The sequence below is a fragment of the Pseudanabaena biceps PCC 7429 genome (assembly GCF_000332215.1).
Taxonomy (GTDB): Bacteria; Cyanobacteriota; Cyanobacteriia; order Pseudanabaenales; family Pseudanabaenaceae; genus Pseudanabaena; species Pseudanabaena biceps.
Window position 1 is genome coordinate 1 of sequence record NZ_ALWB01000053.1, and the last position, 25,960, is coordinate 25,960.

Sequence of the window (25,960 nt, forward strand, 5' to 3'; positions counted from 1 at the left end):
TCTCAATAGTCCATCCTCAGCCAGTTCTAGTAAAATCTGTAAATCTGACCTTGGAGGGGCAACCATTTCGACAGTCGATCGCTCCTGATCGCTGATATTTAACTCACTCGACTCGTAGATCCACTTGATCGGTAAGTGCTTCGCCAGTAAGTCAAATAATTCTTCAGCGTGAACTGGCTTGGCAAGAAAATCATCTCCGCCTGCTTCTAAGCTAATCTGACGATCTATTTCCGATACCGATGCGGAGGAGACAATTACTCGCAACCATTTCAGGGCTTCATCGTTGCGTAGTTTCTTCAACATCTCAAATCCATCCATGACGGGCATGGCTAAATCCGTGACAATCAGATCGAAGCTTTGTTCTTTTGCCTTCTCAATCCCCTTTTTCCCATTCTCTGCCTCCGTAAAGGTAAATCCTAGCGGTTCTAATAGGTTCATTAATACGGCTCGATTTTCCCATCGGTCATCCACTACTAATAGATGCTGACGCTCTCCTTCGTACCCGATGATCGTATGCCCTCTCTTCATGGCACTTTGTTGCGCCCAGTCACTAGCAAGGGGGATCGCTAGTTCAAAGCTAAAGGTGCTGCCTGCACCGATGGTGCTGCTTACCTCGATCTCTCCTCCCATCAATTGTACGATTCTTTGACTAATTGCTAGCCCCAGCCCCGTCCCTTCGGTTTGACGACTCTTTTCGCCTACTTGCTCGAAGGCTTTAAACAGATTTTTGGTCTGTTCGGCGGCGATCCCGACTCCCGTATCTTCGATCGTAAATTTAATCTCGGCGATCGCTTGACTCCCATCTTCTCTTTGCAGATCTACTTTAAGGGTGACGCTCCCTTTGTCTGTGAATTTGATCGCATTCCCTAGTAGGTTCAGCAGCACTTGCCTCAGTCGCTTTTCATCCACCTTGATTCCTTCTGGCAGGTTAGCCGCAGGTTGATAAATGAAGTAGACACCCTTTTGATCCGCTCTCACCCGACAGATTTCTACTACTCCTTGCAGGAACGATGGGAGATGAATCACGTTGCTGCTTAGTTCCAGCTTCCTTGCTTCGATCTTCGATAGATCGAGGACATCATTGATCAATGTCAGTAGGTGCGACCCACATTGGTAAATGACGCTTACTCCGTGACGCTCTTTCTCGGCTAGCGCTTTTGACCGACTTAAAATTTGGGCATATCCCAGAATTCCATTCAAGGGTGTTCTCAGTTCGTGGCTCATGTTTGCCAGAAATTCGCTCTTTGCTTGGTTCGCATTGTCGGCAACTTCTTTGGCTTGCTGAAGTTCGATCGTCCGTTCGGCAACACGCTCCTCAAGGGCAGTAAAAGAGCTTTGGAGCTGGACTGACATTTGGTTGAACGATCGCGCCAAACCTTCTAGTTCGTAAATGTTACCGATTTCAACAGTACGATCAAGATCCCCCGTAGCGATCGCCTCACTAACCTGTTGCAACCTGCCAATCGGTCGCGTAATCCACAATGAAGTATAGATCCCCAATATCGTTGCCACGACCAAAGCAGCCAAACTGAGCAGAATAGTTGTATGGGTATTCGCATCAATTTGCGCCATAAAGTCAGCTTCAGGCACTACCACCACACTCAACCAATCAATGCCGCGTCCATCGCGAATAGCGGAAACTTGGATGAAGTGGCGCTGATTCGCGATCGTGAAATCTAGTTGTTGACCAGCATCAATTTTACTAAAATCTCCGAATCTATCCAAAATAGCTTGAGAAGTAGCAATAATCAGGGGGTCGTCAGCCTTAGTTGCTTCAATCTGCTGTAAGGTGTTCTTTTTTAGATCAAAGATATAGGGGTTTTTGATTTTTGAACTGGCAATGAGAGCCCCCGAGCGATCGATAATAAAGGTTTGTCCCGTCTTACCGATCTTGATCGTATTTAGGAAATCATGAATTTTAGCAATCCGAAAGATATTATTTTGGACTCCCAAAAAAGTACCGTTGCTATCGTATATCGGTTGGGTCAAAGCAATCGAAGGCAGCTTAACCGTAATCCCTAAATATGGTTTCGTCCAAATAGGTTTCCCAGATTGCTGTCCATTCTGATACCAAGGTCGCAGTCTCGGATCGAAATTGGGTTGAGTTTGTACCAACTTTAATCTTTGCCCCCGATCCCCAAGTTGATAGATTTTGCGCTGCGGTAGATCCTCTTTTGCCCCCACAAAAGATAAAATCCCATCATTCGGCGTATCCTCAACTTGGATACTCGATCCGTCAGCCAGCGCGATTTGCATGAATTCAATCGTATTTTGGCTGACTAGTTGCCAAAAGGTTGTCTCCAGTTTAGTAACATCTGTGAGATCAAGCTTCCCCTTTTGAGCAGCGGCCACAAACATTTGTCCAGCAATATATGGTTTGTCCAGATAATTTAGGACTTGCTGGTTAATTCGATCGCTCATTTCCTGTCGCAATTGACTAGAAACATCATTAACGGCTTTTTGTCCATTTTTTAAGGACAAATAACCAGTTATTCCCACCGTAGCGAAGATTTGCAACACAAAAGGAACGATTAACACAAACCTTAAAGGTACGGATTTCTTAGGATTTGAATTGATGTTAACCATTATTCGAGATCCGCCTAACTTAATCATAACTATATCGCTGGAATAGCGATTGAGAATATAGTACCCTCACTAGGGATAGAACTAACCTTAATATTTCCTTGATGTTTTTCTTCTATTATTTGCCTAGCGATCGCCAAACCTAATCCTGTTCCCCTTCCTACGGCTTTGGTCGTAAATAAGCGATCAAAAACTTTCTGTTTAGTCTCCTCATCCATTCCTTTGCCATTATCAGCAATAATAATTTTCACAAACTGCTCTTCCAGTAACGTTGTCACGGTGATGCAGTTTGGTTGGGCTTTAATTTCTTCAAAACTGCGTCCCTGATTAGATTCCTCCAAAGCATCGATCGCATTGGCGAGAATATTCATAAACACTTGGTTTAACTGTCCAGGGAAGCATTTAATTTGCGGCAAGTCTCCGTAGTTAGTGACGACTTCAATTTCGGGATGCAATTCGCTTGCCTTGAGTCGGTGCTTGAGGATGAGAATGGTACTGTCAATCCCCTGATGGATATTAAACGGCACTTTGTAGTCTTGATCGGCACGGGAGAAAGTTCTGAGGCTAGTACTAATATTTCTGAGGCGATCGCAAGCCATCATCATCGAATCCATCATCTTCGGTAAGTCTTCAAGCCCATATTCCAAATCGATTTCGTTTTCATGTTCGAGGATCTCTTCATTTTTGCGCGGCAAACTTGCTTGATAGATCCTCAGATGCTCAACTATGTCCGCGAGCGTGGGTTTGGCTTGCTTGAGGCTTCCCGCAATGAATCCGAGAGGATTATTCATCTCATGGGCTACCCCTGCGACTAAATTTCCCAAGGCAGACATCTTTTCACTTTGGATCATCTGTAGTTGGGTCGACTGTAGCTCCTGTAGAGCCTGTTCGAGATCCTCTGATTTGCGTTGCCGCTCGGCTTCAATACGTTTTAGATCGCGAATGTCGCGCAGAATCGTCGAGAGAAATTCTATTTCCCCTTGGGCATTTTTATGGGTCATCAGAACTTGAGACACGGAGATTTCTTCTCCGCTCCGACTCCGCAGACACATCTCTCCCGACCAAATCCCCTCGCGTAGCGCTACGGGCAGAATGTTGGTTTGGAAAGTTTCTCGCATGGCAGGAGCGATGACTTCAGAAATGTGAAATTGATTTACCTCCGCCGCAGGAATCTCCAATATCGCTTGCCCTGACTGATTGAGATAGACATTATTACCGTAAACATCTGCGATCCCCACAATATCGGAAGTGGCTTCCAGAATAGAGATTAACCTCAATCTCTCCTGTTCTAATTGTTTGCGCTCGGTAATATCTTGCAAAGTAACTAAAATGCCAATTACCGTTCCATGCATATCTCGCAAAGGAATTTTATTCACCTCCGCCCATGCTTGCTTACCATCATCCAATATTACCGATTCAACGATCCCCAATTCGGCAACACCCGATTCTAGAATTCGGCACTCACTTTCTCGAAACAAATCGGATTTTTCTTTTTGCCAAGGCATGTCGTAATCAGTTTTGCCAATAATATCCTGTGAGGATTTAAAGCCAACAGTTTCAACAAAAAGTCGATTGCAACCCAGATACTTTGATTGCAGATCTTTCCAAAACACCAACTGGGGAATATTATCGATGATCAATTGCAAGAAATCTTTCGCTTCTTGTAACTGTACTTCAGCCTGCTTGAGATCTGTCAAATTGATTTGTAACTGTTGGTAAAGTCGCGCATTTTCTAGAGAAATCGCCGCTTGAGTGCAGAGAATTTCAATCACTCTCAAGCGATCGCTGGTAAAGGCTCCTGTCGCGATCTGGTTCTCCAAATACAAAATGGCAATTAGTTTACCCTGTTGCAAAATTGGCGTACAAAGCAAGCTTTTAGGTTGTTTTTGTAAAATATAGGCATCCGACGCTAAGGAAGGATGCAGGGCAGCGTTATCAATGACAACAGTTTGGAGACTACGTTTGACATTGTTAATCAAACTATGGGGAATTTCTTGGCTTCTAGGTAGCTCGATAGTTTGCACCTGTGCAGGAGAATCGACGGTAGCTAATGCTTCCACATACCATTGGTGTTCACGTGGCATCAACAATGCGCCTTTGTCAGCCCCCGCATTTTCGAGGACGGTATGCAGTAATGTAGCCAAAAGCCGATCAAGTTGAATTTCACCCGAAAGGATTTGCGAAGCTTTCAGGACACTTTCTAGGTCGAGGGTAGAAGAAATACTAGTGCTGGAGGACTGACTACCGCGAGTTTGGGACGCAGTTAGCGATGATGGCGCAAACACAGTTTCCGTCGGAGATAGCGATATTTGTTGTTGTAAAATTGGCGCGAGTAGTCGAGGGTATCGACGTTCTAAATCCTGAACCTTAGCGATCGCCCCCCAGCGCACATAGCCATAGTAGGCATTAATCAGATACTCTTTGGCAATTTTTTCTTTATCCCAATCGAGATAGAACTGCGCCGCCAGTTCATTAGCCAAGCTTTCTTCGTTGAGGAATTGATTTTCTTTGGCAAGGAAGATCGCGCGATCGTAGTATTCAATCGCCTCTGCCTTATTCCCTAAGACTCGCTGACGTTCAGCTTCCACTAAATACCATTTATGCAAATGATTGACAGGACTATCTTGCGAGCATCGATATAGGTTGTCTTGGTAATTCTGCAACGATACTAGTAAAGTATCTCGCTCTGCTTCTTGATGGCAAAGAGCTAGGCATGTTAGGGAGGCATAGAAATGAAAGATTGCAGCGATCAATGTGCCTGATGCGGCTAATAAATATAGTTCGGCATTATTTTTAAACTCTAAAGCCGATGCATAATTGCCAAAATGATAGGCGAGTAACTGCTTATAGAAATAAAGAGTAAAAAGTACGGTGGTATCGTTATCCTGTAGATGTTTGGGAAGCATCACAGTTTCATTATAAATATCCCCATCCAAACAATCTGAAAAAACATTGTCCTTCCTCAAATTCTGCATCATCTGCCGCAAAATATCAAGATAACCCTTGGCAGAATATTGCTTGGCTTCAGTTATCACCGAACTATAGTTTGCCAACTCTACTTCTAAATCCCCTAATTCCACACCACTAAAGAAACTGGAATAACCATAGTTGAAGATATTGTAGCCCATATTATTAAAATCACCAGTTTCTCTACCTAATATATAACCTTGTTTTAGGATGGGAATGCTTTCCCTAATTGGTTCCTTGTAATGTTGAATAAAAGTGGCAAAGAGACAAAAAATCATGGAATTAAACTCTTTGGCGTTAAAGCGATCTAGGATCACGAGGGATAGTTTACCAAAGCTATATCCCACCTCTACTTCTCCCAATAAAGCACAGGACACAAAACCATACAGGGTATACCCTACCGCCGATGCCGATGTATTGCCGTACTGAAGTGATAAATTCACCATTGTGGAACTAAGGAAAGGGAGTAAATTCTGAGCTCCCACAAAGATTGGGGCAAACAGTAATCTTAATATTCGCATCGCCGCCTGAATAGAAGTATCCGTCATCTCAGGTAGGTTAGCTAATTCTTCAATCCTTCGATGCTGAAGTTGTTCGGCAAGATTCTGGAGAATCTGTTTGTTTAATTCATCACTAGGCTCAATGGGAATCAAGATTCCCAATTGATGAAGGGCATCTCGTCCCACCGCGATCGCATCTAACATCTGATTGTTTGCGGTCAGAGCAGCAATTTGAATCTCATAAATTTTGATCTTGTCTAAATTTGTCTGCACGTTCTCCAATACTATTTTGGCAATCCGTTCCATCCCCTCTAGGTCGCTATTAAGATAACTAGCTTCCGCGTAGGCTGTATAAAGTTTTAAGGTCAGATTGTATTGACTTTGCCAGCCTAGATCTAGCAGATCAATACCCGATTGCAGATACATTTTTGCAGCCATGTAGGCAGTAGAGTTCTTGGCTTTGATAGCGGCTTTGAGATTTAACCGAACCAAAAATTCCCTTTCCCTTGGCTCGATTAAGGACTTTCCACAATTCAGTTGTCCGACAACATCAAACAGTTTTTCTTCAAGTTCTGTTTCGGATAGATTTTTCTGAAGTAACTGACCGATCTTGAAGTGGGTTTGCGCCTTTTGCTCGTCAGGAATTAAGGAATACGCAGCTTGTTGCACGCGATCATGAAGGAAGCGGTAGGTCACATTCACCGAGGCTTGAGTCTGATCTAACGTATCGCCACTTTGAGCAAAAAATTTATAGACATCGGAAACAGGAAGAATTAATCCTTCTCCTAAAGCCATCCATAGGGCGGTAGAGATTTCTTCTAAGGATTTTTCTGCGATAACTACCAAGGTAGCCAAATCAAACTGTGCGCCAATACAAGCCGCTAGTTTGAGAATATTTTGAGTTGGTAGTAGTAGTTTCTGCAATCTCTTCGCCATAAACTCCACGACATCATCGGTAATGGCTAAGGCTTTAATCTCAGCAATATCGGCATGCCAACATCCTGTTTCCCTCGCAAATTTAATCTGACTGTCCTCATACAATGTCCTGAGAAATTGGTTGGCAAAAAAGGGATTCCCCTTTGTCTTTTGGTATACTAATTCTGTCAGAGGAGTGGCTAAGGACAGTTCGCAATGGAGTATATCCGCAACTAATTGGTTCATATCAACTAGAGTCAATGGTTGCAGGTTAATGGTTTTCACCATCGCACGAGATTTCACGATTTCATTAATTGTCATCATCAAGGGATGAGCCGATGAGACTTCATTATCTCGGTACGCGCCGACGATCAATAAATGCTTGGTATCTTCCATCAGCAATGACAGTAGTTTCAGAGATGCCGTATCAGCCCATTGCAAGTCGTCCAAAAATATAACTAAAGGATGTTCGGCGGTAGCAAATACCCGTATAAATTGCTGCATGAGCAGATTGAAGCGATTCTGAGCAGCGGTTCCCGAAAGGGCGATCGCTGAGGGCTGATTGCCAATAATTTGGGTTAGTTCGGGAATCACATCGACCAAAATCTGGGCATTATCGCTCAATGCTGCCAGAATTTCCATTTCCCATATATTTAATTGGGCATCTGATTCGGACAACAATTGCTTCATTAAGTCTCGGAATGCTTGCACAAATGCCGAGAAGGGAATATCACGCTGGAATTGATCGTATTTACCTTTGATAAAATACCCCCTTTCTCTAGTGATCGGCTTATGGACTTCATTCACTAACGCAGTCTTGCCAATCCCAGAAAATCCCGCCACTAAAATCATTTCGGTACTGCCTTGCGCAACCCTTTCAAAGGATTGCAAGAGTGCATTTGCTTCAGTTTCCCGACCGTATAACTTCTCTGGGATAATAAAGCGATCGCTCAAATCCCTTGTTCCCAATTCAAACACATCAACATGGTTCGCAGATTGCCACTGAGCTAAGCAGATCTCCAGATCATGTTTGATGCCTAAGGCACTCTGATAGCGATCCTCGGCATTCTTTGCCATCAACTTACTAATAATGCCCGATAATGCCAAGGGAATATGATCGGCAATCTGATGAACTGGAATCGGTAATCTCGCTAAGTGGCAATGGACTAATTCCATCGGATCGTTAGACTTAAAAGGTAAGCTGCCCGATAGCAACTCATAGAAAGTGATCCCTAAGGAGTAAAAGTCGCTCCGATAGTCAACCCCCCGATTCATTCTGCCCGTCTGTTCTGGCGAGAGATAGGCAAGAGTGCCTTCTAGGGAGTTAGCATTTTGCAGCTCTTTCATTTCCCTTGGCAACATGGACGCAATGCTAAAATCTATTAGCTTAATTTGTTTGGTGGTGGGGTTGATTAATATATTGCTTGGCTTGATATCTTTGTGGATGATGCGTTCCTGATACAGGATATCTAAGGTATTGCAGAGAGCGATCGCGATCTCTAAAAATTCTGGCAAGGAAAGAGCATTTTTTTGCTGTAACGTCCATTTCTGAAGTGAGATTCCCCCAAAATCTTCCATCACCAAGGCGTAGCTATTTTGGTATGGTTCGAGACTGTAGGTTTTAATGATATTTTGGGAATTGAATTTTTTGGCAATGATAAATTGGTTGCGAAACTGTACCAACTCGCTGAAGGTCGGATACTCACTTTTGAGCAGCTTGATGACCACGGGTAAGCGGTCATAGGTACGAATAGCAAGACAAACTAAAGTGCGACTTCCAGAATAAACAGTTTCAACTATTTGATAGTCAAGAATCCGAGGTGGTGTCGCAAAATTCCTATTTTTGTCAAAATTACCAGTATTCATTCAATACCCATTCAATAATCGTTTTAAATTAAGAATTAACAGGGATTTTCAGGATCGATTCTTGATATTACCGAAAGCTAAACCCCTTGCCCCCTAACTTGGCTAAGCATTAAGTAGTTCGGCATAATTAAAAATCAAAATCAGAGAGCATACCGCCCGCGCAGCGGGCGGTATGCTCTTCTAGGTTTTAAGTTTACTTATGCCTAAGCTATTTATCAAGTTGAAATAACTTGTTGAAATAACTTAAGTATAAACTAATTTTATTTTAAGCGATCCGCTTTATAGATTGAAGCAGATTAATCATTACTAAGCAAGAGAATTATCAATCTTGTAAGCAGCTAAATACATTTAAATATAAGCTTCAAAACCTATAATACATATGCAGATTACGCCATAGGTTTTATATTTATTTTTTAATTATATTCAGCTACTTAATAACCAATCACAGCACCTACTTATCTTTCAAGATCTTTCAAGATAAGTAATTACTACTTTTCTAAGCCTTATGTCTTACCTCACAAAATGACCTTAAAGTATCCCCAAATCGCATATTGTAGAAAAGTCCCCAAAGACTCCATTGCAATGTATTAATATGTCTAACGTCCATCCCTTTATCCGACTGACTCGATATGCCCGAAATTATCGCAAACAAATATGGATCGCGACAACTTGCTCGATTCTAAATAAATTCTTCGATCTGGCTCCACCCGTTTTAATTGGCGCAGCGATCGATTTGGTATTACAAAAAGAGAACTTTTGGGCAAATCCCTTAGGGGTGCAAGGATTAGCCTCGCAATTGTTTGTGCTTTCCGCAATTAGCGGCGCAATTTGGGCATTAGAATCCATATTTGAATATGCCTATGCGCTACAGTGGCGAAACCTCGCCCAAACTATACAGCATGATCTCCGCCTCGATGCCTACGATCGCTTGCAAGAATTAGAACTAGCTTTCTTTGAGGAGCGCAGTTCGGGCGGTTTGATGTCGATTTTGAGTGATGATGTCAATCAATTAGAGCGATTCCTCGATGGGGGAGCCAATGAGGTAATTCAAGTTTCGGCAACAATTCTGTTAATTGGGGGAGCGTTCTTTGTAATTACGCCCAATGTGGCTTGGCTGGCGATGTTGCCGATGCCATTTATTCTCTGGGGTTCAATCTGGTTTCAGAAATTTCTTGCGCCTCGCTATGCGCGAGTGCGCGAAAATGTGGGTTTGCTCAACGGGCAATTGTCCAATAACATCGGTGGGATTACGACGATTAAAGCCTTTGTGACTGAGGATTACGAGCATAAGCGGATTGAAAAAGAAAGCAATCGCTATCGTCAAAGCAATCGTCAAGCGATCGCCTATAGTGCGGCTTTCGTTCCCTTAATTCGGATTTTGATCTTTGTCGGCTTCATTGCAATTTTGTACTATGGTGGCTTAGAAGTGCAGGCGCAAAGGCTTTCGGTGGGAAATTACTCGGTGATGGTTTATCTGATTCAGCGTCTATTATGGCCGCTCACCCGTTTGGGAGAAACCCTCGATCAATACCAAAGAGCGATGGCTTCAACCAATCGGATTCTCGATTTACTAGATACGCCGATCGCCATTCATTCAGGTTCGCAGGTTGTCGATCCGCAAGCCCAAAGCCAGAGTACCATTCAGCTAAAGGATGTCACCTTTGGTTATGCAGCTAACTTTCCAATTATTGAGAACTTATCCTTAGAAATTGCGGCAAATAAAACTACGGCTATTGTCGGAGCCACGGGTTCTGGCAAAAGTACTTTAGTTAAGCTGCTCTTACGTCTATACGAGATTCAATCTGGAAATATTTTTCTCGATCGCCTTGATATTCGTGACTTAGAATTGCGATCGCTGCGTTCTTGCATCGGTTGGGTGAGCCAAGATGTATTTCTATTTCATGGTTCTGTTTTAGAAAATATTGCCTATGGTTCCTTTGAAGCAACAGCGGAGCAGATCGTTGAGGCGGCGCAGATTGCTGAAGCTCACGAATTCATCCTCACCTTACCTAAGGGTTACGATACGATCGTCGGTGAACGTGGTCAAAAACTATCTGGTGGTCAAAGACAAAGAATTGCGATCGCTAGAGCCGTACTTCGCAATCCCCCCATCCTGATTTTGGATGAGGCAACTTCGGCCGTGGATAATGAAACTGAAGCCGCTATTCAAAAATCCTTGGATCGCATCACCAAGAATCGCACGACGATCGCGATCGCGCACCGTTTATCAACCATTCGTAATGCTGATCGTATCTATGTCATGGATCGCGGTAAAGTGGTAGAGATGGGGACACATGACGAGCTAGTGGCGGTTAATGGAATTTATACGAGTTTGTGGAATTTACAAACGGGGCAAACTCACGACTAAATAAGACTAAACACGACTAAATAAGTAGTTCGGCATAATTAAAACCCAAAACCAGAGAGCGTACCGCTCGGTACGCTCTCTGGTTTTGGGTTTCACGTTAAATAGAATAAAGCGACGCTTCATTCTATTTAACGTGAGTTCGGGATAATTTGAAATGGGATTTAAGAAAGGGTTTGCGTAGCAAACCCTTTCTTAAATCCCAAAATTAAAAGCCTTGCTTAGCAAAGCTTTTAATTTTGGGCTTTGAAAATTTGCCAGCTTAACCCAAACTAACATTATTTAAATAAGGCAGTCTCTGCCTTATCTACGATTTAGCGATCGCTACCCTGCGAGACGCTAAATCATAGATAATGTAATCGTTATCTACGATTTAAAACCGTGCCCTTCTTTCGTCAATACATTGCACCATTAATCATCTTTGCAATTTTCCTATTCACCCTAGTGCTGGTTAGCTCCCGTGCTTTCTTACCCGATGACATGGTTGCACCAGCCCCCGTGGGCGCGATCCTATCCCATCGCTCTATTTCATAGCCTCAAAGCTAATGACTATGACTGAACTTACTTGGCAGCGCCGACATGTAATCTCACTTGCCGATTTTACGCCGAATGATTACGAAACGGTCTTGCAGACAGCCGTTAGCTTTTTAGAAGTGCTATCCCGTCGCAATAAAAAAGTGCCAACCTTGCAGAGCAAAGTTGTCGCCAATTTGTTTTTTGAATCCTCAACTCGGACGCGCAATAGTTTCGAGCTTGCCGCCAAACGCCTCTCCGCCGACACCCTCAATTTTGCCCCTGGAACATCTTCCCTCTCTAAGGGAGAGACGATTTTGGATACCGCCCGCACTTTTCTAGCAATGGGCACGGACATTATGGTGATTCGCCATCAATCGGCAGGTGTGCCTTTAGCGATCGCCCGCGATATGGATGCCCTCAGTGGCAAAGTGGCGATCCTCAATGCTGGTGATGGTAAGCACGAACATCCATCCCAAGCCTTACTAGATCTTCTGACCCTTTGCATGTATCTCAATCCCAAGACTCCCACCGCAAAAGATCTGAAGGGGAAAAAAGTAGCGATCGTCGGTGATATTTTGCACTCACGGGTAGCGCGATCGAATCTTTGGAGTTTACTGACCAATGGAGCCGATGTGCATTTGGCCGCACCGCCCACATTATTGCCCCCAGAATTTGCCGAGTATGGCGCAAAAATTCATTATTCCCTCGATCCTGCCCTTGAGGATGCGGACTTTGTGATGACGTTGCGCTTACAGATGGAGCGTATGGGTCAATTCTTAATTCCTAGCTTGCGGGAATATCATGCAAAGTATGGGATTACTCGCGATCGCCTCGCTAAATGTGCGCCCAATGTCCAAGTTTTGCACCCCGGTCCCGTTAATCGCGGTGTAGAGATTAGCTCTGACTTAATGGACGATCCCCGCTTAAGCCTAATCGACAAACAGGTAACTAATGGCGTAGCTATTAGAATGAGCTTATTGTATTTACTGGGCACGGCTATTTAAAAAACTCTGCAATAAAATATTTGTTTTTTTGTTAAGTAGCTGGGCATAATTAAAACCCAGAGCCAAAACTTATAGCGCACGCTGGGCGTGCGCTATAAGTTTAAGGATTTTATATTTAATTGTGTCCAGTTACTTAGCTATTAATCAATGCCAACCATTCAGCTCTATTGGTAAACGTGAAGGCTTTGAACACCCAACACAGGGAACCCTATTTTATAATGTAGTTAAAATTTTAAAGGAGAAAAAGCCGAAAGCTTTTATTCTAGAAAATGTTGAGGGTTTAGTCACACATGATGGTGGGAAAACTTTAAGCATTATATTAGAAACCTTATCTATATCTGTAAATGGACAGTACCTTTTTCTATGTCAGCCTGAGATTAGATACCATGTTTTTTGGAGTATTTTAGATGCCAAAGACTATGGTGTGCCACAGGTTAGAAAAAGAATATTCATAGTAGGAATATCTGAAGATATTTCCACTGATATCCCTGATTTTAGATTTCCTATCCCTCATCTAAGCAAAGAATTTATTGGTTCTTATGTAGAAGAAAATGTGAGTGGGTATTCAATATCTAAACATTTACAGAGTTCATATTTATTTAAAATAGATGATGGAAGACCAGAACTAATTGATCGAGAATCTCGAATTCAGGTTAAGACTCTATGTTCTACTTATCACAAAATCCAGAGACTAACTGGAACTTTTGTTAAAGGTGGAGAGACTGGAATCAGGTTACTTAGTGAAAATGAATGTAAAGCAATTATGGGATATCCTCAAAGTTTTATTATCCCTGTTTCAAGAACACAAATGTATAGACAGTTTGGCAATTCAGTTGCAGTTCCTGTTGTGCATGAAGTTGCTAGAAGTTTAATTAATTGTTTGGCAAAATATAAAGTAGTTAAAGGAAATCCTACTAAGAAAAGCGGCTTAATTAATGTCTGAAATCAATCATAAATCCACAGAAAAAAGTAATATTCAACTCGATATAATTAAGGAGTATTTTGAAATGCACCCTGATGTTGAGATATCAACTAAAGATGCTGTTGATTGGGTGATTTCAACATACGGACATATCGAATGGGAAAGGTAGCATCCTTGGAAAAATTGGTTTACGATCGCTATATGTCAGACATCAAATCAAATACCAGATCAAATACCAGATCAAATAACACGTCAAATATTAGGATTGTCCTAGTCGAGACGGCAGGGGCGAGGAACCTTGGCTCGGTCGCAAGGGTAATGAAAAACTTTGGGCTGACGGAGCTGTGGCTAGTTAATCCTAAATGCGATCGCCTTGGGGATGAAGCCCTACAGATGGCAGTCCATGCCCCAGAAATTTTAGAAAACGCAAAGGTTGTTGATAATTTACCTGCCGCCCTAGTCGATTGTTATCGAGCGATCGCCACTGCTGGTCGCATTGACAAGGGGGAAATGCCACTTACAAATCCCGCCCGAGGACTGAGTTGGTTAATGCAAGCTGAAACTAGCGCGATCGTCTTTGGGGCTGAGGATCGGGGCTTGAGTAATAGCGAACTCCAACATTGTCAGCAAGTGATCCGAATTCCCGTCAATCCCGACTATCCATCCCTCAACTTGGCTCAGTCCGTAGGCATTTGCTGTTATCAACTGCAATTGCTGAGGGATGACCTTAGGGAAAACGGGGGAAATTCCCCATGTCAAGAAAATTTGACTAGCCAAATCGCCCAAGATTTGATAAAGTCAGCACCCATAGACCTTGCTACCCGCGCAGACCTTGAAGCTTGCTACCAGCAACTTGAGGCAGTATTGCTGAAGATCGGCTATGTTTATCCCCATACCGCTGTTCATCGGTTGCGGAAATTTCGGCATATCTTTGATCGGGCAAATCTGAGTCCCTCAGAAGTTGCCATGCTGCGGGGGATTTTGCGCCAATTCAATTGGGCTACGGCTCATCTGGACTAAATTGCTAGTCAATATATAGAGACATTTTTGTATCGGAGTTATAAATAGCAGTGGAACCAAGAAACTTTTCATCGCCTGACGCTACCGAAAAAAGTCGAGAAGCGCGTTTAAATAAGTTGCGCGAGCGTCGTGCCAAGGCCGTGACAAGCAATAGTGATGCTGTTCTCCAACCCATTAATTCTGACTCCAAACCTCGCATGATCCGATCGCCCGAAGCAATGCGATCGCCCGAACCCATCATCGATAGGTTTAGCAATCGAACCGACAGTCGAGGCGAAGGCAGAGATAGCAAAATCAAGTCCTTGCCCAATCGTAACGGACGTGAAGCTCGTCCAGAACAACGTCCTGAAAGCCGTCCCGAAAGCCGTCCTGAGAATCGTCCCGAAAATAGAACTGACAATAACACTGAGTTAAGAAACACTGAGTTAAGAACGCGCCGCAAGCCCAATAATCCCCCCCGACCTACCCCCATCAAGTCCCCCGTCAAGTCCTTTGGATGGCAATTACTGCGCTTGGCGATCGCGGGGATCGGTCTGAGCGTAATCACAGGGACAGCACTATCCTTTTGGCAAAATCAGCAGACAATCCGAGCCAAAAGTATGGCTCCTGAAATAGTTACCAAAGAAGAAACTAGTAAGACAAACCAAGATATCGTTCCTCTCGATCTCAAAACGGAGGCGACGGCACTACTCGCCAAGATTAAGGAATTAGCAGCAAAAGAAAAAGACCTCAGTATGCAGATGATGATGGTCGATCTAGATTCTGGCACCTATGTCCAGATCGGAGCAAATCAGCCGATCGCAGCCGCAAGTACGATCAAGACCCCGATTTTAGTTGCTTTTTTTCAAGATGTGGATGCTGGCAAAATCAAGCTTGACGAACCATTGGAAATGACCGCTGATGTAAAGGTGGGGCAAGCGGGTGACCTGCAATATTTACCGACAGGTACGAAAATTTCAGCTTTAGAAACCGCCACCAAAATGATCGTTATTAGCGATAACACGGCAACAAATATGATTATCAAGCGTTTGGGTGGCAGTGTTGCCCTCAATCAGCGCTTTAAATCTTGGGGACTAAATTCGATCGTGATCAACAATCAACTCCCCGATCTCGAAGGGACAAATACGATCAGTACACAGGACTTGGCAACATTGCTATCAATGCTTGATCGCGGCAAATTGATCGAGCCTCGCAGTCGCGATCGCTTTATGGATATCATGCGTCGTCCCGTAACTAATACACTTTTGCCGCAGGGGCTTGGCGAGGATGCCAGAATTATCCACAAGACTGGGGATATTGCATCATCGGTTGGGGATGCGGGTATCGTTGATATGCCTAATGGTAAACGTTACGCGATCGCAGTTATGGTCAAACGTCCTGACAATGACCAACGCGCCAATGAATTGATTCGCCAAATTTCACGGGCTACCTACGAATATTTTCTCAACGGCGGCAAGTTGCCCAACAATCAGAATCCCGCCCCTACGGGTGTAGATGCTCCCAATGCGTCAAATTCTAATAACTCCACAAATAACTCCACGAATAATTCAAGCAATTCCGCCTCTAACCCCTCAAATTCTAACAATGGGGCTACGAGTACTATTGAAACTATTACGCTACCGTTACCCAATGCGAATCCCAGCGCATCGCCATCCCCCAATAATTCCAGATAATATAGCTATATTCACTTAAAAACCCAATAGAGAGTTGCGGCGCTTCGCGCCGCAACTCTCTATTGGGTTTGATTAATTAGTGAATTATACCAATTCCCAAAATGGCAATGCCATTTTGGGAATCGGTATAAAACAAGTCGCGCATTGCACGACTTGTTTAAAGCTGCTTAAGGCTGCTTTTAGAACTTTTTGCCGTGGTCTCTCGGTTGGGAAATATCGGCAGCTTGAGTTTCCGTAACGGGGGAAATGCGATCGCTACTCGTACTGTTGTAGGGCAAAGGGCGATCGGCGATCGCAGCTTCAATATTTGCCGCCATAATTTCGCGGGGGATCGCGCCCGTAGAGTCGCCGATCGCTTTATTGGCAGGATCTAAAAAAATAAACCGAGGAATGCCATCGACGCGGTATTTTGTCATTTCTGGTAACCATTTGGTATTGTCTACATTCAGCATCACAAAATTCATGCGATCACTGTATTCCTTTTCCAGCGACAAATTATCCGCCGCCATCGACTGGCAACTCGTACACCAATCCGCATAAAACTCGATTGTGGTCGGTTTGTTATTGGCTAAAGCGACATCTATCGGCAAAGCTGCCGCTGCAACCGCATCCAGCGAAGTCCCACTTTGCTGCACCTGAAAGCCAAAAAATAGTGCTGCCGTTAACACGATCGCCGCGATCGCCACTAACAAATTGCGTAGTTGATAGGGAGTTGCCGACTCTGGACTGGTTGGATTTTCTAGATTCATAAAAAATAACTTACAAAAATTACTATTCCCATTATGGCGAGCAAGGATTGCTCTATGCTAAAGCCATTCTAAAGGAGTAATGGCTAGCTCGATCCTTAGCAACATTTAATACCAAATTTCAAAATGGCGTAGCCATTTTGAAATTTGAAAACCCTTACTGGGTTTGGATTTTAATTCACAAAAGTGTTGTCACACTTTCGTGAATTGGTATAAGTATCTCAGCATAATTACAATCCAGAGCTAAAACCTGCGGCGCACGCTGCGCGTGCGCCGCAGGTTTTAGGGTTTTATATTTGATTAAGCCCACCTACCTATACCAATTCACTGAAGTGAGCCAACACTTCAGTGAATAAAAAAACAAACCCCGTAAGGTTTTGAGATTCCCAAAATGGCAACGCCATTTTGGGAATTGGTATCAATCCATTGCAATCACCATTAAAAATATTGAAATTACGCAATTAATTATGAGTAATTCCGAAGATTCCTTAAATTTATCCCAATACGATCTTACGCAAGCCAAACTGACTTTTGGTGAAAAAATGGCGTATGGCGCAGGCGATCTCGGTACTGCAATCACAACAAATCTGCTCTCATTTTTTCTGTTATTCTTTTTTACCAATGTTGCAGGACTCGATCCCGCTCTTGCAGGGCTAGTTTTATTAATTGGCAAAATCTTTGATGCGATCAACGATCCCATTATTGGGGTACTCAGCGATCGCACTCAATCAAAAATGGGAAGACGGCTGCCTTGGATGCTGTATGCAGCGATTCCCTTTGGTTTGTCATTTTTTGCCCAGTGGCTAGTACCTAGTACCGATAAGACCGTTCTCTTTTGGTATTACGCAATTGTCGGCATCGTTTTTAATACCTTCTTCACCGCCGTTAACCTTCCCTATACAGCGCTCACCCCTGAAATCACGCAAGATTATAACGAACGAACAAGCCTCAACACTTTCCGCTTTACCTTCTCAATTGGCGGCAGCATTCTCTCTCTGTTTATTGCTCAATTAATCTTTGCCTTTTTTAAAGATCCTGCAAGACAGACGGGTAGTTGCAATGCAGGCGGTACGCAATATATTGTGCTGGGCGCAGTCTGCGCTCTTATTTCTTGCATCTCGATTTATTGGTGTGTATGGGGAATCAAAAAAAGAGCGATCGCAGGCGATCGGCATCGCCTCCATAATGCATCCCTCGATGCAACTCCTGAAGAGATGAGCTTTGGAGAACAGCTCAAGGTGGTCTTCAGCAATCGTCCCTTTCTCTTCGTGATCGGTATCTATTTTTGCTCATGGCTAGCCTTGCAAATTACTGCCTCGATCATTCCCTATTTCGTCGTGAATTGGATGAAGATGCAAGAGAATGACTTCATTCTCGTCACGATCGCCGTTCAGGGTACAGCCCTAGTCATGCTATCGGTATGGAGTGCCGTCAGCAAGAGATTTGGCAAAAAAGCCGCTTACTTCATGGGTTCAGGCATTTGGATTGCTGCCCAAGCAGGGTTGTTTTTCTTACAACCAGGACAGGTTACCATGCTCTATATACTCGCAATTATGGCAGGTGCGGGAGTTTCTACGGCTTATCTGATTCCTTGGTCGATGATTCCTGATGTCACCGATCTCGACGAATTAGAGACTGGTCAACGCCGCGAAGGAATTTTTTACGCCTTCATGGTGCTATTGCAAAAGTTCGGTCTCGCAGGTGGTCTATTTTTGCTGGGGCTCGGACTGTCATGGGCAAAATTTAAAGAGAGCGTTCCCTGTCAGCCCCTACCCGTGCAACCTGATTCCGCGCTATCGGCGATCAGAATAGCGATCGGACCTCTGCCAACGATCGCTTTAGTTATTGGCTTAGCCTTGGCATATTTCTATCCCATCACGCGTGAAGTGCATACGGAAATCTTAATGCGTCTATCCGAAAGAAGAAGACAGCAAAACGAACAATCTTAGTAATAGAGGCGGCACTTATGCCGCCTCTATTACTAAGTAGCTAGCTTAAAACCTAGAAGAGCATCCCGATGCTCTCTGGTTTTGGTTTTTAATTATGCCTAACTACTTAATAGGCGAAAGAAGTTTCGCGATGTTTAATTAATGTCTCTACGGGCAAAGCACTACGGAGATGCTGCCAAGGCAGAATTTGCTGCACATCCCAATCTTCATGGACATACCAAGCTAAAGGTGGTAACTGTCCCCGCAGTTCCTTAAAGGCGCGTTTATAGGAACCATCACTCGGTACATCCCCATCGCTATAGCTACAAGCTAAAATCAGTAATTTAGTCAAACGGCGATCGCCTCTAGATATCATTGCTTGCACCAGCGAATCCTTATAGCTTTCAGGACGAAAATCAATTCCTTTGGGCAATAGTTTTTTACGAAAATGCTGCATTTTCTTTTCGGCAGTGGTGCTGACTCCCTGCCATTGCCAAGGCGTATGGGATTTAGGAACGAAGGTGCTGCAACCAAAAGTGATCTTTAATTTTGGCGCAATTTTGCGAAGGGAAATTAGCATTTCGATGGTTTGTTCGATATCGTCATCATTTTCCATGGGCACGCCTGCCATGCCATAGAGTTTTAACGACTTCAAGCCACCAGCTTGAGCATTGATCGCCGCTTGCTTGATTTCATCATTATGCAATTTCTTATTGATGATTTCGCGCAAACGTTCAGAGCCACTTTCGATCGCAATGGTGACCGAGCGACTATAACGGGTAGAGAGGATTCGGGCTAGTTTTTCTGTCAGGGTATTGGTGCGGACTGAGGCAAGACTGAGGCGGACATCATCAAACTGAGGCTGGGCGAGATAATCCAGCAAGGTATCGAATTCAGGATGCTGGGTAATCGATGCACCAAGTAAGCCTAAACGTTTGGTTACCTGTAGTCCTTTAGCGATCGCGGGAATTAAACTCGATTCCAAACTAGCCGCTCTAAAGGGAAGCGTTAAATAACTCGCCAAGCAGAAGCGGCACATCTCTGGACAACTCCGCACTACTTCCACCATAAAAATGCTTTCCCATGCGGCTTTCTCTGTAACCACTGTAGAGGCTGAGAGGGTGTTCCCTTTATAGGTTTGTTTGTGGATTATGGCGGGAATATCTGAATCTATAGGTTGAATGGAAGCGATCGCCCCATCATCAGATACATAGGTTACTTCATACAATAATGGAACATAAATTCCATCTAGTTTGGCTAAATGACGCAATTTGATTTCACGACTGGCATAACGGACTTCTTGGTAAGCATTGAGGAAATTCCCAATTAATTCTTCGCCATCACCGAGCAAGACAATATCAAACCACGCGGCAAATGGCTCAGGATTGGCGGTGAGAACGGGACCGCCACCAAATACTAACGGATGCTCGTCAGTGCGATCGCAGGTATCGATGGGAATCTCAAATTTTTTCAACGCGGCAAGAATATTGACATAATCCAGTTCCCATGAAAACGAAAATCCTAATATTTCAATCTTCCTAGGTAAATCCTCATGGGCATCGGTAAACCATCGACTGACATTAACCTGCGATCGCGTAGCCAAATTTGCCCATACGCCTTGATAGCCTAAGCTCGTAATTCCCACGGTGTAGGTATTGGGAAAAGCAAAGACAATATTTACTGCATCGTGATCTGGTGTGGCTGGGTCAAAGAGTAAATATTCGGACTGAAAGTAGGATTGGTTCAACGTTTCGGCAATATATCGCAATATCGCTATTATGACATATCAAAACGAACAAGAGAGGTGCGGCACTTCGTTCCGCACCTCTCTTGTTTAATTCTTTTGTAGGGTGTGTTAGCGTCACCGTAACGCACCCAATAAACGCAAATGGTGCGTATGCTATCGCTAATGCACCCTACGAGCTACGAGCTTCTATGGAGCTACAGTCACTTGACTTAGGACAAATCAAACCCGAAGAATTGATTGGCGGCGCGAAGCGCCGCCAATCAATTCTTCGGGTTTATGTCCTAGTACAATTAGCGACAGCTATAGTTTATGAAATTGCCAATGGATTTCTTATGTCAGAACAAACAACATATTTAGAGCTATCGGAAGGAGATAGTGGTTCTCACAAGTTTTATGAAGTAATTGTGAATGGCACAAATGTATCGATTCGTTATGGTCGCATTGGCGATCGCGGACAAACTAAAGTCTCTACCTTTGATACACCTGAGAAAGCTCTAGCTGATGCCACCAAAAAAATCAACGAAAAGAAGCGCAAGGGTTATGAGCTAGCTGTATTGGGCGAACGCAAAAAACGGGCGATTACTCGTCGAGAAATTTCTAGCAGTAAGTCAACGGCGCAACAGTCGCCAGTAATGTGGAAGTTTGCCACTGGAGCCCCCGCCTTTGGGGTATCGATCGATGAAATGGGTTGCTGGGTTGGCAATCAAGATGGGCGAATCTATACGCTCACCCATGATGGTCAAGTAATAAATCAGTTCAAATTACCTGATGGCGTAAAGTGTATTGTTAGCGATCGCGATTGGTTGTATGCGGGATGTGATGACGGCAAGGTCTATGATTTGGGTGGAAAAGTGCCGCGTGTTGCCTATGAGATTGCGCGGGATGTGGATATTTTTTGGCTAGATATTAGCGATGGCATTTTAGGGGTGTCAGATCGAGATGGTGGTATTACCACCATCAATCATGAGGATGAATCGAAATGGACAAAACGTAGCAGTGGCAATGCTGGCTGGATGGTGCGTTGCGATGAGATTGGCATCTATCACGGGCATAGTCAAGGCGTAACGATGTATGACTGGGAAGATGGACAAGTGATCTGGAATCTGCCCACCCAAGGCGATGTCCTATTTGGTTGGCAAGAGGAGTCCATGATTTATGTTGGTACTTATAACAAGTTAGTCCAAAGTTTCACCAAAAAAGGCGAAATCGGCACTGCCTATCAATGTGATGCTGCCATCTATTCCTGTGCTACCGCAGGCGATGGTGAGTATGTATTTGCTGGTGATAACTGTTCTTCGATCTACTGTTTTAATCGTAATGGCGATCGCCTTTGGAAATTGGGAACTGGTTGTGGCTCTGCTTATTCGATGCAGTTCTTTAATGGGAGGTTATACATCGTCACAACTGACGGCTCTTTTGCTTGTATTGATGCTAGTGAATCTGCAATTCAAGCTGCTCAAGCAGGGACATTTACGCAAGCTATTAATATCAAAGCTCCGAAATTAGAGGATGTGCTCCCATCTACGACCTTGGAAACCACTTCAGATCGGAGCCGAGGTGTATTACTAGAATGTTTCCAAGAAGGCAGCAAGTTGAGGGTGCGCGTCATCTCTGATGGCTATGACCAGAATTGGAAAGTTCAATTTCCCAAAGATATTCGCGAAGCTGGTGCACGTTATCTCGTTGACGAAATCCGCGAATCTTCCAATGGTAGTTTTTATCGTACCTTTGGTGATATTAGAAAGTTAGTTTAGCCCGCACCAAACCCGACAAACGCTTGTGATCCTCAGAATGGCAAAACCATTCTGAGGATTGGAATTACTTTAAAATAGCTAAAACTACCGATAGATGTCTTATGTCAGAACAAAAAACCTATTTGGAACTATCCGAAGGAGATAGTGGCTCTCATAAGTTTTATGAAGTAATTGTGAATGATACAGAAGTATCCATCCGCTATGGTCGGATCGGCGATCGCGGACAAACTAAAGTCTCAACCTTTGCCACACCTGAGAAAGCTCTAGCTGAGGCATCCAAAAAGATTAACGAAAAGAAACGCAAAGGCTATGAGCTAGCCGTCATGGGTGAACGCCAGAAAAGATCTGTTACCCGTCGTTCAGGCGCGATCGCAGAGAGCTATAACCAGTCTAGAAAAGGAAGGCGATCGCCAATCATTCAAGCGCCTGTGGTGTGGCGGTTTGACACAGGCGCAAGTGCCTTGGGGATTTATATCAAAGACGATCTCTGTTTCGTCGGAAATCAAGCAGGTAAGATTTCTGCAATTACCCATGATGGCAAAGTCCAGATTCAATACAAGCTTCCCGATGGGGTGAAGTGCATTCTCGCTGATGATGATTGGCTTTATGCTGGTTGTGATGATGGCAATGTCTATGATCTCAGTGGCAAATTGCCGCGTGTGGCTTACGCCATTGCCGATAATGTGGATATCTTTTGGATTGATGTCAAAGATGGCATTCTCGCTGTTTCCGATGCAGCGGGATATGTGACCGTGATTAATCACGAAGATGAGTCGCAATGGTCGAAAAAGAGCGCAGGCGATCGCGGCTGGATGGTGCGTTGTGATGAGATTGGGGTATATCATGGCTACAACAATGGGGTCACGATGTATGACTGGGAGGATGGAACAGAAATTTGGTCACATCAAGTCAATGGTTTGGTGGGCTTTGGTTGGCAAGAGGAGTCCAGCATCTTTGCTTCGACAACTACTGGAAATGTCCACCGCTTTAGCAAAAAAGGTGATGTTGAGGCTGTCTATCGTTGTGATGCCTATCTCTGCTCCTGTGCCACGGCTGAGAATGGCAAGTATGTATTTGCAGGCGATACCTATGGCGCGATCTACTGTTTTAACGAAGCAGGCGATCGCCTCTGGAAGCTAGACTCTGGCTGTGGCGCATCCCAGTCTATGCAATTCTTTAAAGATCATCTCTACATTGTGACGCACTTGGGCTATCTGGCTTGCATTGATGCCAGTGAAGCGGCGATTCTAGCAGCTCAGTCTGGCACTGTGACCGAAACAGTCAATATCAAAGCTTCAACTTTAGAAGATATTCTCCCTTCTGCAACCGTAGAAACCACTTCTGATAGTAGTCAAGGCATATTAGTGGAATGTTTCCAAGATGGAAGTAAATTGAGAATTCGCGTTATCTCTGACGGCTACAATCAGAATTGGAAAGTCCAATTTCCTAGAGATATTCGTGAAGCTGGCGCACGTTATCTGGTTGACGAAATCCGCGAATCTTCCAATGGTAGTTTCTATCGCACCTTTGGCGATATCAAAAGGCTAGTTTAACCACATAGTAAGTAGCTAGGCATAAGTAAACTTACAGCAATTACCGATCAAACGAACCACAAGGAAATTTTTGAAAGCGTTGCGAAGCAACGCTTTCAAAAATTTCCTTGGTTTGGGTTTGAGCGCGAAGCGCTGTAGGAGAATACAGGGGAATATCGCTATGCTCTATCGCAGTTTGGCTGACCTGAATATTTATGATTCGCCAAGACTCGATCGCCTTGCGACGCAGATGGCTAAGGGTCGATATTTGCAAGCGATCGCTTCGGAGGCAAACTTTTTAAAAATTCAGTTACTTGAAGATGGTTATGAGGGATTGCTAGATCTTGACGATCTAGCAAAGTTGGAACCGAGCAATTTTCAGAATTATATTGCCAACTTTCCGCCAGATTTAAGTGCTGAAGAAATAGGCGATCGCCTACCCGCAGTAATTAATTTTATCCAAACCGCTATGGCAACTCCCAATGAATATCTTTGGGGTGGTACGGTTGCGCCAAATTATGACTGTTCGGGCTTAATGCAGGCTGCTTTTGCAGCGAGCGGAGTTTGGATTCCTCGCGATGCCTATCAGCAAGAAGCCTTTGGCGATCGCCTTGCTTTGGAGGAAGTTCAAGTTGGTGATCTGATCTTTTTTGGCAGTCCCATCAAGGCAACCCATGTGGGTATTTATATTGGTAATGGCGAATATATCCATAGTTCAGGCAAGGAGCATGGGCATAATGGCATTGCCGTTAGTGCGATCGCAGGGCAGGATCGCGTTTCCCAATGGTATGCCAGTCAGTTACGGGGTGTTGCCAGAATTACGAGGTGCAATCGTCTAGCCATGAGCCTGCCCTGCTAGCATTGCTGCATAGGGATTGTCATGTAAATGGGCTTTGCCAACGGAACCAAAAAGTTCGAGCTTATCGATGATTACCTCTTGCATGGCGGCGATCGCTTCTCCCGCGATCTCTAACAAATCCTTGGGACTATCCCCGCAGATTTCCAGCTTGAGGGCTTGCATATAGGCTTGGCGTACTTCTGTATTTACATTAAATTTACAGACTCCCAACTGAATCGATCGCTGGATCATTTCCGCAGGTAATCCTGACGCACCATGCAAAACTAAGGGAATATCGATCAGGCTACGAATTTTTTCGAGACGGTCAAAGTCTAAACGGGGTGGGTTTTTATATTCACCATGGACATTGCCGATCGTCACAGCGAGTGCATCGACTTTAGTTTGATTCACAAATTCCACAGCTTGGATGGGATCGGTCATTTTGGCTTCTTTTTCGGCGATCGTTAATCCATCTTCTGTTCCGCTTATTCTGCCAATTTCCGCTTCGACTACTGCATGGAATTTATGGGAGAGTGCGGTCATATCTCTAGTAAATTCTAAATTCTTCGCATAGGTCATGGGAGAGCCATCTGCCATAATCGATCGCACGCCTGCATCTAGGGCTAAGCGAATATCGCTAGCGGAAGTGCTGTGATCGAGGTGAATGGCGATCGGTACTTTGGCGGATTTGGCGGATTCGAGGCACAGTTTGACTAGGGGAAGTTTGCCATAGATGAGAGCGCTGGGATGTAGTTGCAGCATGGCAGGACTATGGCTGATTTCGGCGGCGTTGACTACGGCTTTTACGCCTTCTAAGTTGTAAATGTTAAAGGCTCCGATCGCATAGGAGTTGCGGCGGGCGGTTTCTAGAAGTTCTTTAGTCGAACTTAGCATGGTGGCTTGAGTTTAAAACGGTTGATCAGTATGTCGAAGCTTGCTGATCATAATCTAGAAGTTACGCATTGACAGAAGGGAGAAGATTTGCAGGTAGGAGATAATTGTAATCAGCTAAGTTTTCCATGACAAAAGAACGAATGACATCATTGAACAAATTACGCTTGAGGGCATAGCAATTCGTAATTAA

Annotated in this window: 16 protein-coding genes; 11 read left to right on the plus strand and 5 right to left on the minus strand. The window is 44.1% G+C overall.

Annotation, left to right across the window (positions count from 1 at the left end):
- Both PSE7429_RS08070 and PSE7429_RS08075 read right to left on the minus strand, forming a co-directional pair.
- Positions 1 to 2,586, minus strand: a 2,586-nt coding sequence (locus tag PSE7429_RS08070; protein WP_009626636.1) for a hybrid sensor histidine kinase/response regulator, incomplete at its 3' end; no start/stop codon positions are given.
- Between the two features lie 29 nt (positions 2,587 to 2,615).
- A complete protein-coding gene (locus tag PSE7429_RS08075) occupies positions 2,616 to 8,831 on the minus strand; it encodes an ATP-binding sensor histidine kinase (RefSeq protein ID WP_009626637.1) in 6,216 nt (2,071 codons plus the stop codon).
- A gap of 592 nt (positions 8,832 to 9,423) precedes the next feature.
- Between PSE7429_RS08075 and PSE7429_RS08080 the strand changes: the two genes are divergently transcribed.
- The 7 genes from PSE7429_RS08080 (at position 9,424) to PSE7429_RS08100 (ending at position 16,331) form a co-directional block, all read left to right on the plus strand.
- Entirely contained in the window at positions 9,424 to 11,199 is a 1,776-nt protein-coding gene (locus PSE7429_RS08080; protein WP_009626639.1) for an ABC transporter ATP-binding protein, read from the plus strand.
- A 378-nt stretch (positions 11,200 to 11,577) separates the two neighbouring features.
- On the plus strand, positions 11,578 to 11,730 hold the full coding sequence (locus tag PSE7429_RS26610; protein WP_173400655.1) for a hypothetical protein: 153 nt from the start codon (positions 11,578 to 11,580) through the stop codon (positions 11,728 to 11,730).
- Between the two features lie 17 nt (positions 11,731 to 11,747).
- Entirely contained in the window at positions 11,748 to 12,716 is a 969-nt protein-coding gene (locus tag PSE7429_RS08085) for an aspartate carbamoyltransferase catalytic subunit (protein ID WP_009626640.1), read from the plus strand.
- Positions 12,717 to 12,837: 121 nt separating this feature from the next.
- Positions 12,838 to 13,659: a DNA cytosine methyltransferase gene (locus tag PSE7429_RS08090; protein ID WP_009626641.1), complete on the plus strand. Its 822-nt coding sequence runs from the start codon at positions 12,838 to 12,840 to the stop codon at positions 13,657 to 13,659.
- Positions 13,652 to 13,807, plus strand: coding sequence for a hypothetical protein (locus PSE7429_RS26275; protein ID WP_009626642.1), 156 nt, complete (start codon positions 13,652 to 13,654; stop codon positions 13,805 to 13,807). Before PSE7429_RS08090 ends, PSE7429_RS26275 begins: the two co-directional genes overlap by 8 nt.
- Positions 13,795 to 14,658, plus strand: a complete 864-nt coding sequence (locus tag PSE7429_RS08095; RefSeq protein WP_009626643.1) for an RNA methyltransferase — start codon at positions 13,795 to 13,797, stop codon at positions 14,656 to 14,658. Before PSE7429_RS26275 ends, PSE7429_RS08095 begins: the two co-directional genes overlap by 13 nt.
- A gap of 50 nt (positions 14,659 to 14,708) precedes the next feature.
- The gene (locus PSE7429_RS08100) at positions 14,709 to 16,331 is read left to right on the plus strand and encodes a serine hydrolase (protein WP_009626644.1); all 1,623 of its coding nucleotides are present in this window, start codon (positions 14,709 to 14,711) and stop codon (positions 16,329 to 16,331) included.
- A gap of 179 nt (positions 16,332 to 16,510) precedes the next feature.
- Here PSE7429_RS08100 and PSE7429_RS08105 read toward each other — a convergent pair whose 3' ends face one another.
- The gene (locus tag PSE7429_RS08105) at positions 16,511 to 17,080 is read right to left on the minus strand and encodes a thioredoxin domain-containing protein (protein WP_009626645.1); all 570 of its coding nucleotides are present in this window, start codon (positions 17,078 to 17,080) and stop codon (positions 16,511 to 16,513) included.
- Positions 17,081 to 17,544: 464 nt separating this feature from the next.
- Here PSE7429_RS08105 and PSE7429_RS08110 point away from each other — a divergent pair, with 464 nt between their 5' ends.
- Positions 17,545 to 19,026 (plus strand): MFS transporter, encoded by a 1,482-nt coding sequence (locus PSE7429_RS08110; RefSeq protein WP_009626646.1) that lies wholly within the window; start codon positions 17,545 to 17,547, stop codon positions 19,024 to 19,026.
- A 106-nt stretch (positions 19,027 to 19,132) separates the two neighbouring features.
- On the opposite strand, the gene PSE7429_RS08115 is transcribed toward PSE7429_RS08110, so the two are convergent.
- Complete coding sequence (locus PSE7429_RS08115; protein ID WP_040687762.1) at positions 19,133 to 20,752, minus strand: B12-binding domain-containing radical SAM protein; 1,620 nt, start codon at positions 20,750 to 20,752, stop codon at positions 19,133 to 19,135.
- 332 nt (positions 20,753 to 21,084) lie between these two features.
- On the opposite strand from PSE7429_RS08115, the gene PSE7429_RS08120 reads away from it, so the two are divergent.
- The 3 genes from PSE7429_RS08120 to PSE7429_RS08130 all read left to right on the plus strand — a co-directional run bounded on the left by PSE7429_RS08120 (position 21,085) and on the right by PSE7429_RS08130 (position 24,897).
- Positions 21,085 to 22,506 carry a WGR domain-containing protein gene (locus PSE7429_RS08120; protein WP_040687774.1) on the plus strand — a complete coding sequence of 474 codons (1,422 nt, stop codon included), beginning with the start codon at positions 21,085 to 21,087 and terminating at the stop codon, positions 22,504 to 22,506.
- Positions 22,507 to 22,607: 101 nt separating this feature from the next.
- Positions 22,608 to 24,059, plus strand: a complete 1,452-nt coding sequence (locus PSE7429_RS08125; RefSeq protein WP_009626649.1) for a WGR domain-containing protein — start codon at positions 22,608 to 22,610, stop codon at positions 24,057 to 24,059.
- A gap of 160 nt (positions 24,060 to 24,219) precedes the next feature.
- A complete protein-coding gene (locus tag PSE7429_RS08130; protein WP_009626650.1) occupies positions 24,220 to 24,897 on the plus strand; it encodes a C40 family peptidase in 678 nt (225 codons plus the stop codon).
- Here PSE7429_RS08130 and PSE7429_RS08135 read toward each other — a convergent pair.
- Complete coding sequence (locus tag PSE7429_RS08135) at positions 24,874 to 25,770, minus strand: class II fructose-bisphosphate aldolase (protein WP_009626651.1); 897 nt, start codon at positions 25,768 to 25,770, stop codon at positions 24,874 to 24,876. The genes PSE7429_RS08130 and PSE7429_RS08135 overlap by 24 nt on opposite strands.
- Positions 25,771 to 25,960 lie beyond the last annotated feature (190 nt).

Excerpts from the sequence above, each read along its gene's own strand:
- PSE7429_RS08085 (WP_009626640.1), top strand. The coding sequence starts at position 11,748 with ATGACTGAACTTACTTGGCAGCGCCGACATGTAATCTCACTTGCCGAT.
- PSE7429_RS08080 (WP_009626639.1), top strand. The coding sequence starts at position 9,424 with ATGTCTAACGTCCATCCCTTTATCCGACTGACTCGATATGCCCGAAAT.
- PSE7429_RS08135 (WP_009626651.1), bottom strand. The coding sequence starts at position 25,770 with ATGCTAAGTTCGACTAAAGAACTTCTAGAAACCGCCCGCCGCAACTCC.
- PSE7429_RS26275 (WP_009626642.1), top strand. The coding sequence starts at position 13,652 with ATGTCTGAAATCAATCATAAATCCACAGAAAAAAGTAATATTCAACTC.
- PSE7429_RS08075 (WP_009626637.1), bottom strand. The coding sequence starts at position 8,831 with ATGAATACTGGTAATTTTGACAAAAATAGGAATTTTGCGACACCACCT.
- PSE7429_RS08130 (WP_009626650.1), top strand. The coding sequence starts at position 24,220 with ATGCTCTATCGCAGTTTGGCTGACCTGAATATTTATGATTCGCCAAGA.
- PSE7429_RS08105 (WP_009626645.1), bottom strand. The coding sequence starts at position 17,080 with ATGAATCTAGAAAATCCAACCAGTCCAGAGTCGGCAACTCCCTATCAA.
- PSE7429_RS08125 (WP_009626649.1), top strand. The coding sequence starts at position 22,608 with ATGTCAGAACAAAAAACCTATTTGGAACTATCCGAAGGAGATAGTGGC.
- PSE7429_RS08110 (WP_009626646.1), top strand. The coding sequence starts at position 17,545 with ATGAGTAATTCCGAAGATTCCTTAAATTTATCCCAATACGATCTTACG.
- PSE7429_RS08120 (WP_040687774.1), top strand. The coding sequence starts at position 21,085 with ATGTCAGAACAAACAACATATTTAGAGCTATCGGAAGGAGATAGTGGT.
- PSE7429_RS08095 (WP_009626643.1), top strand. The coding sequence starts at position 13,795 with ATGGGAAAGGTAGCATCCTTGGAAAAATTGGTTTACGATCGCTATATG.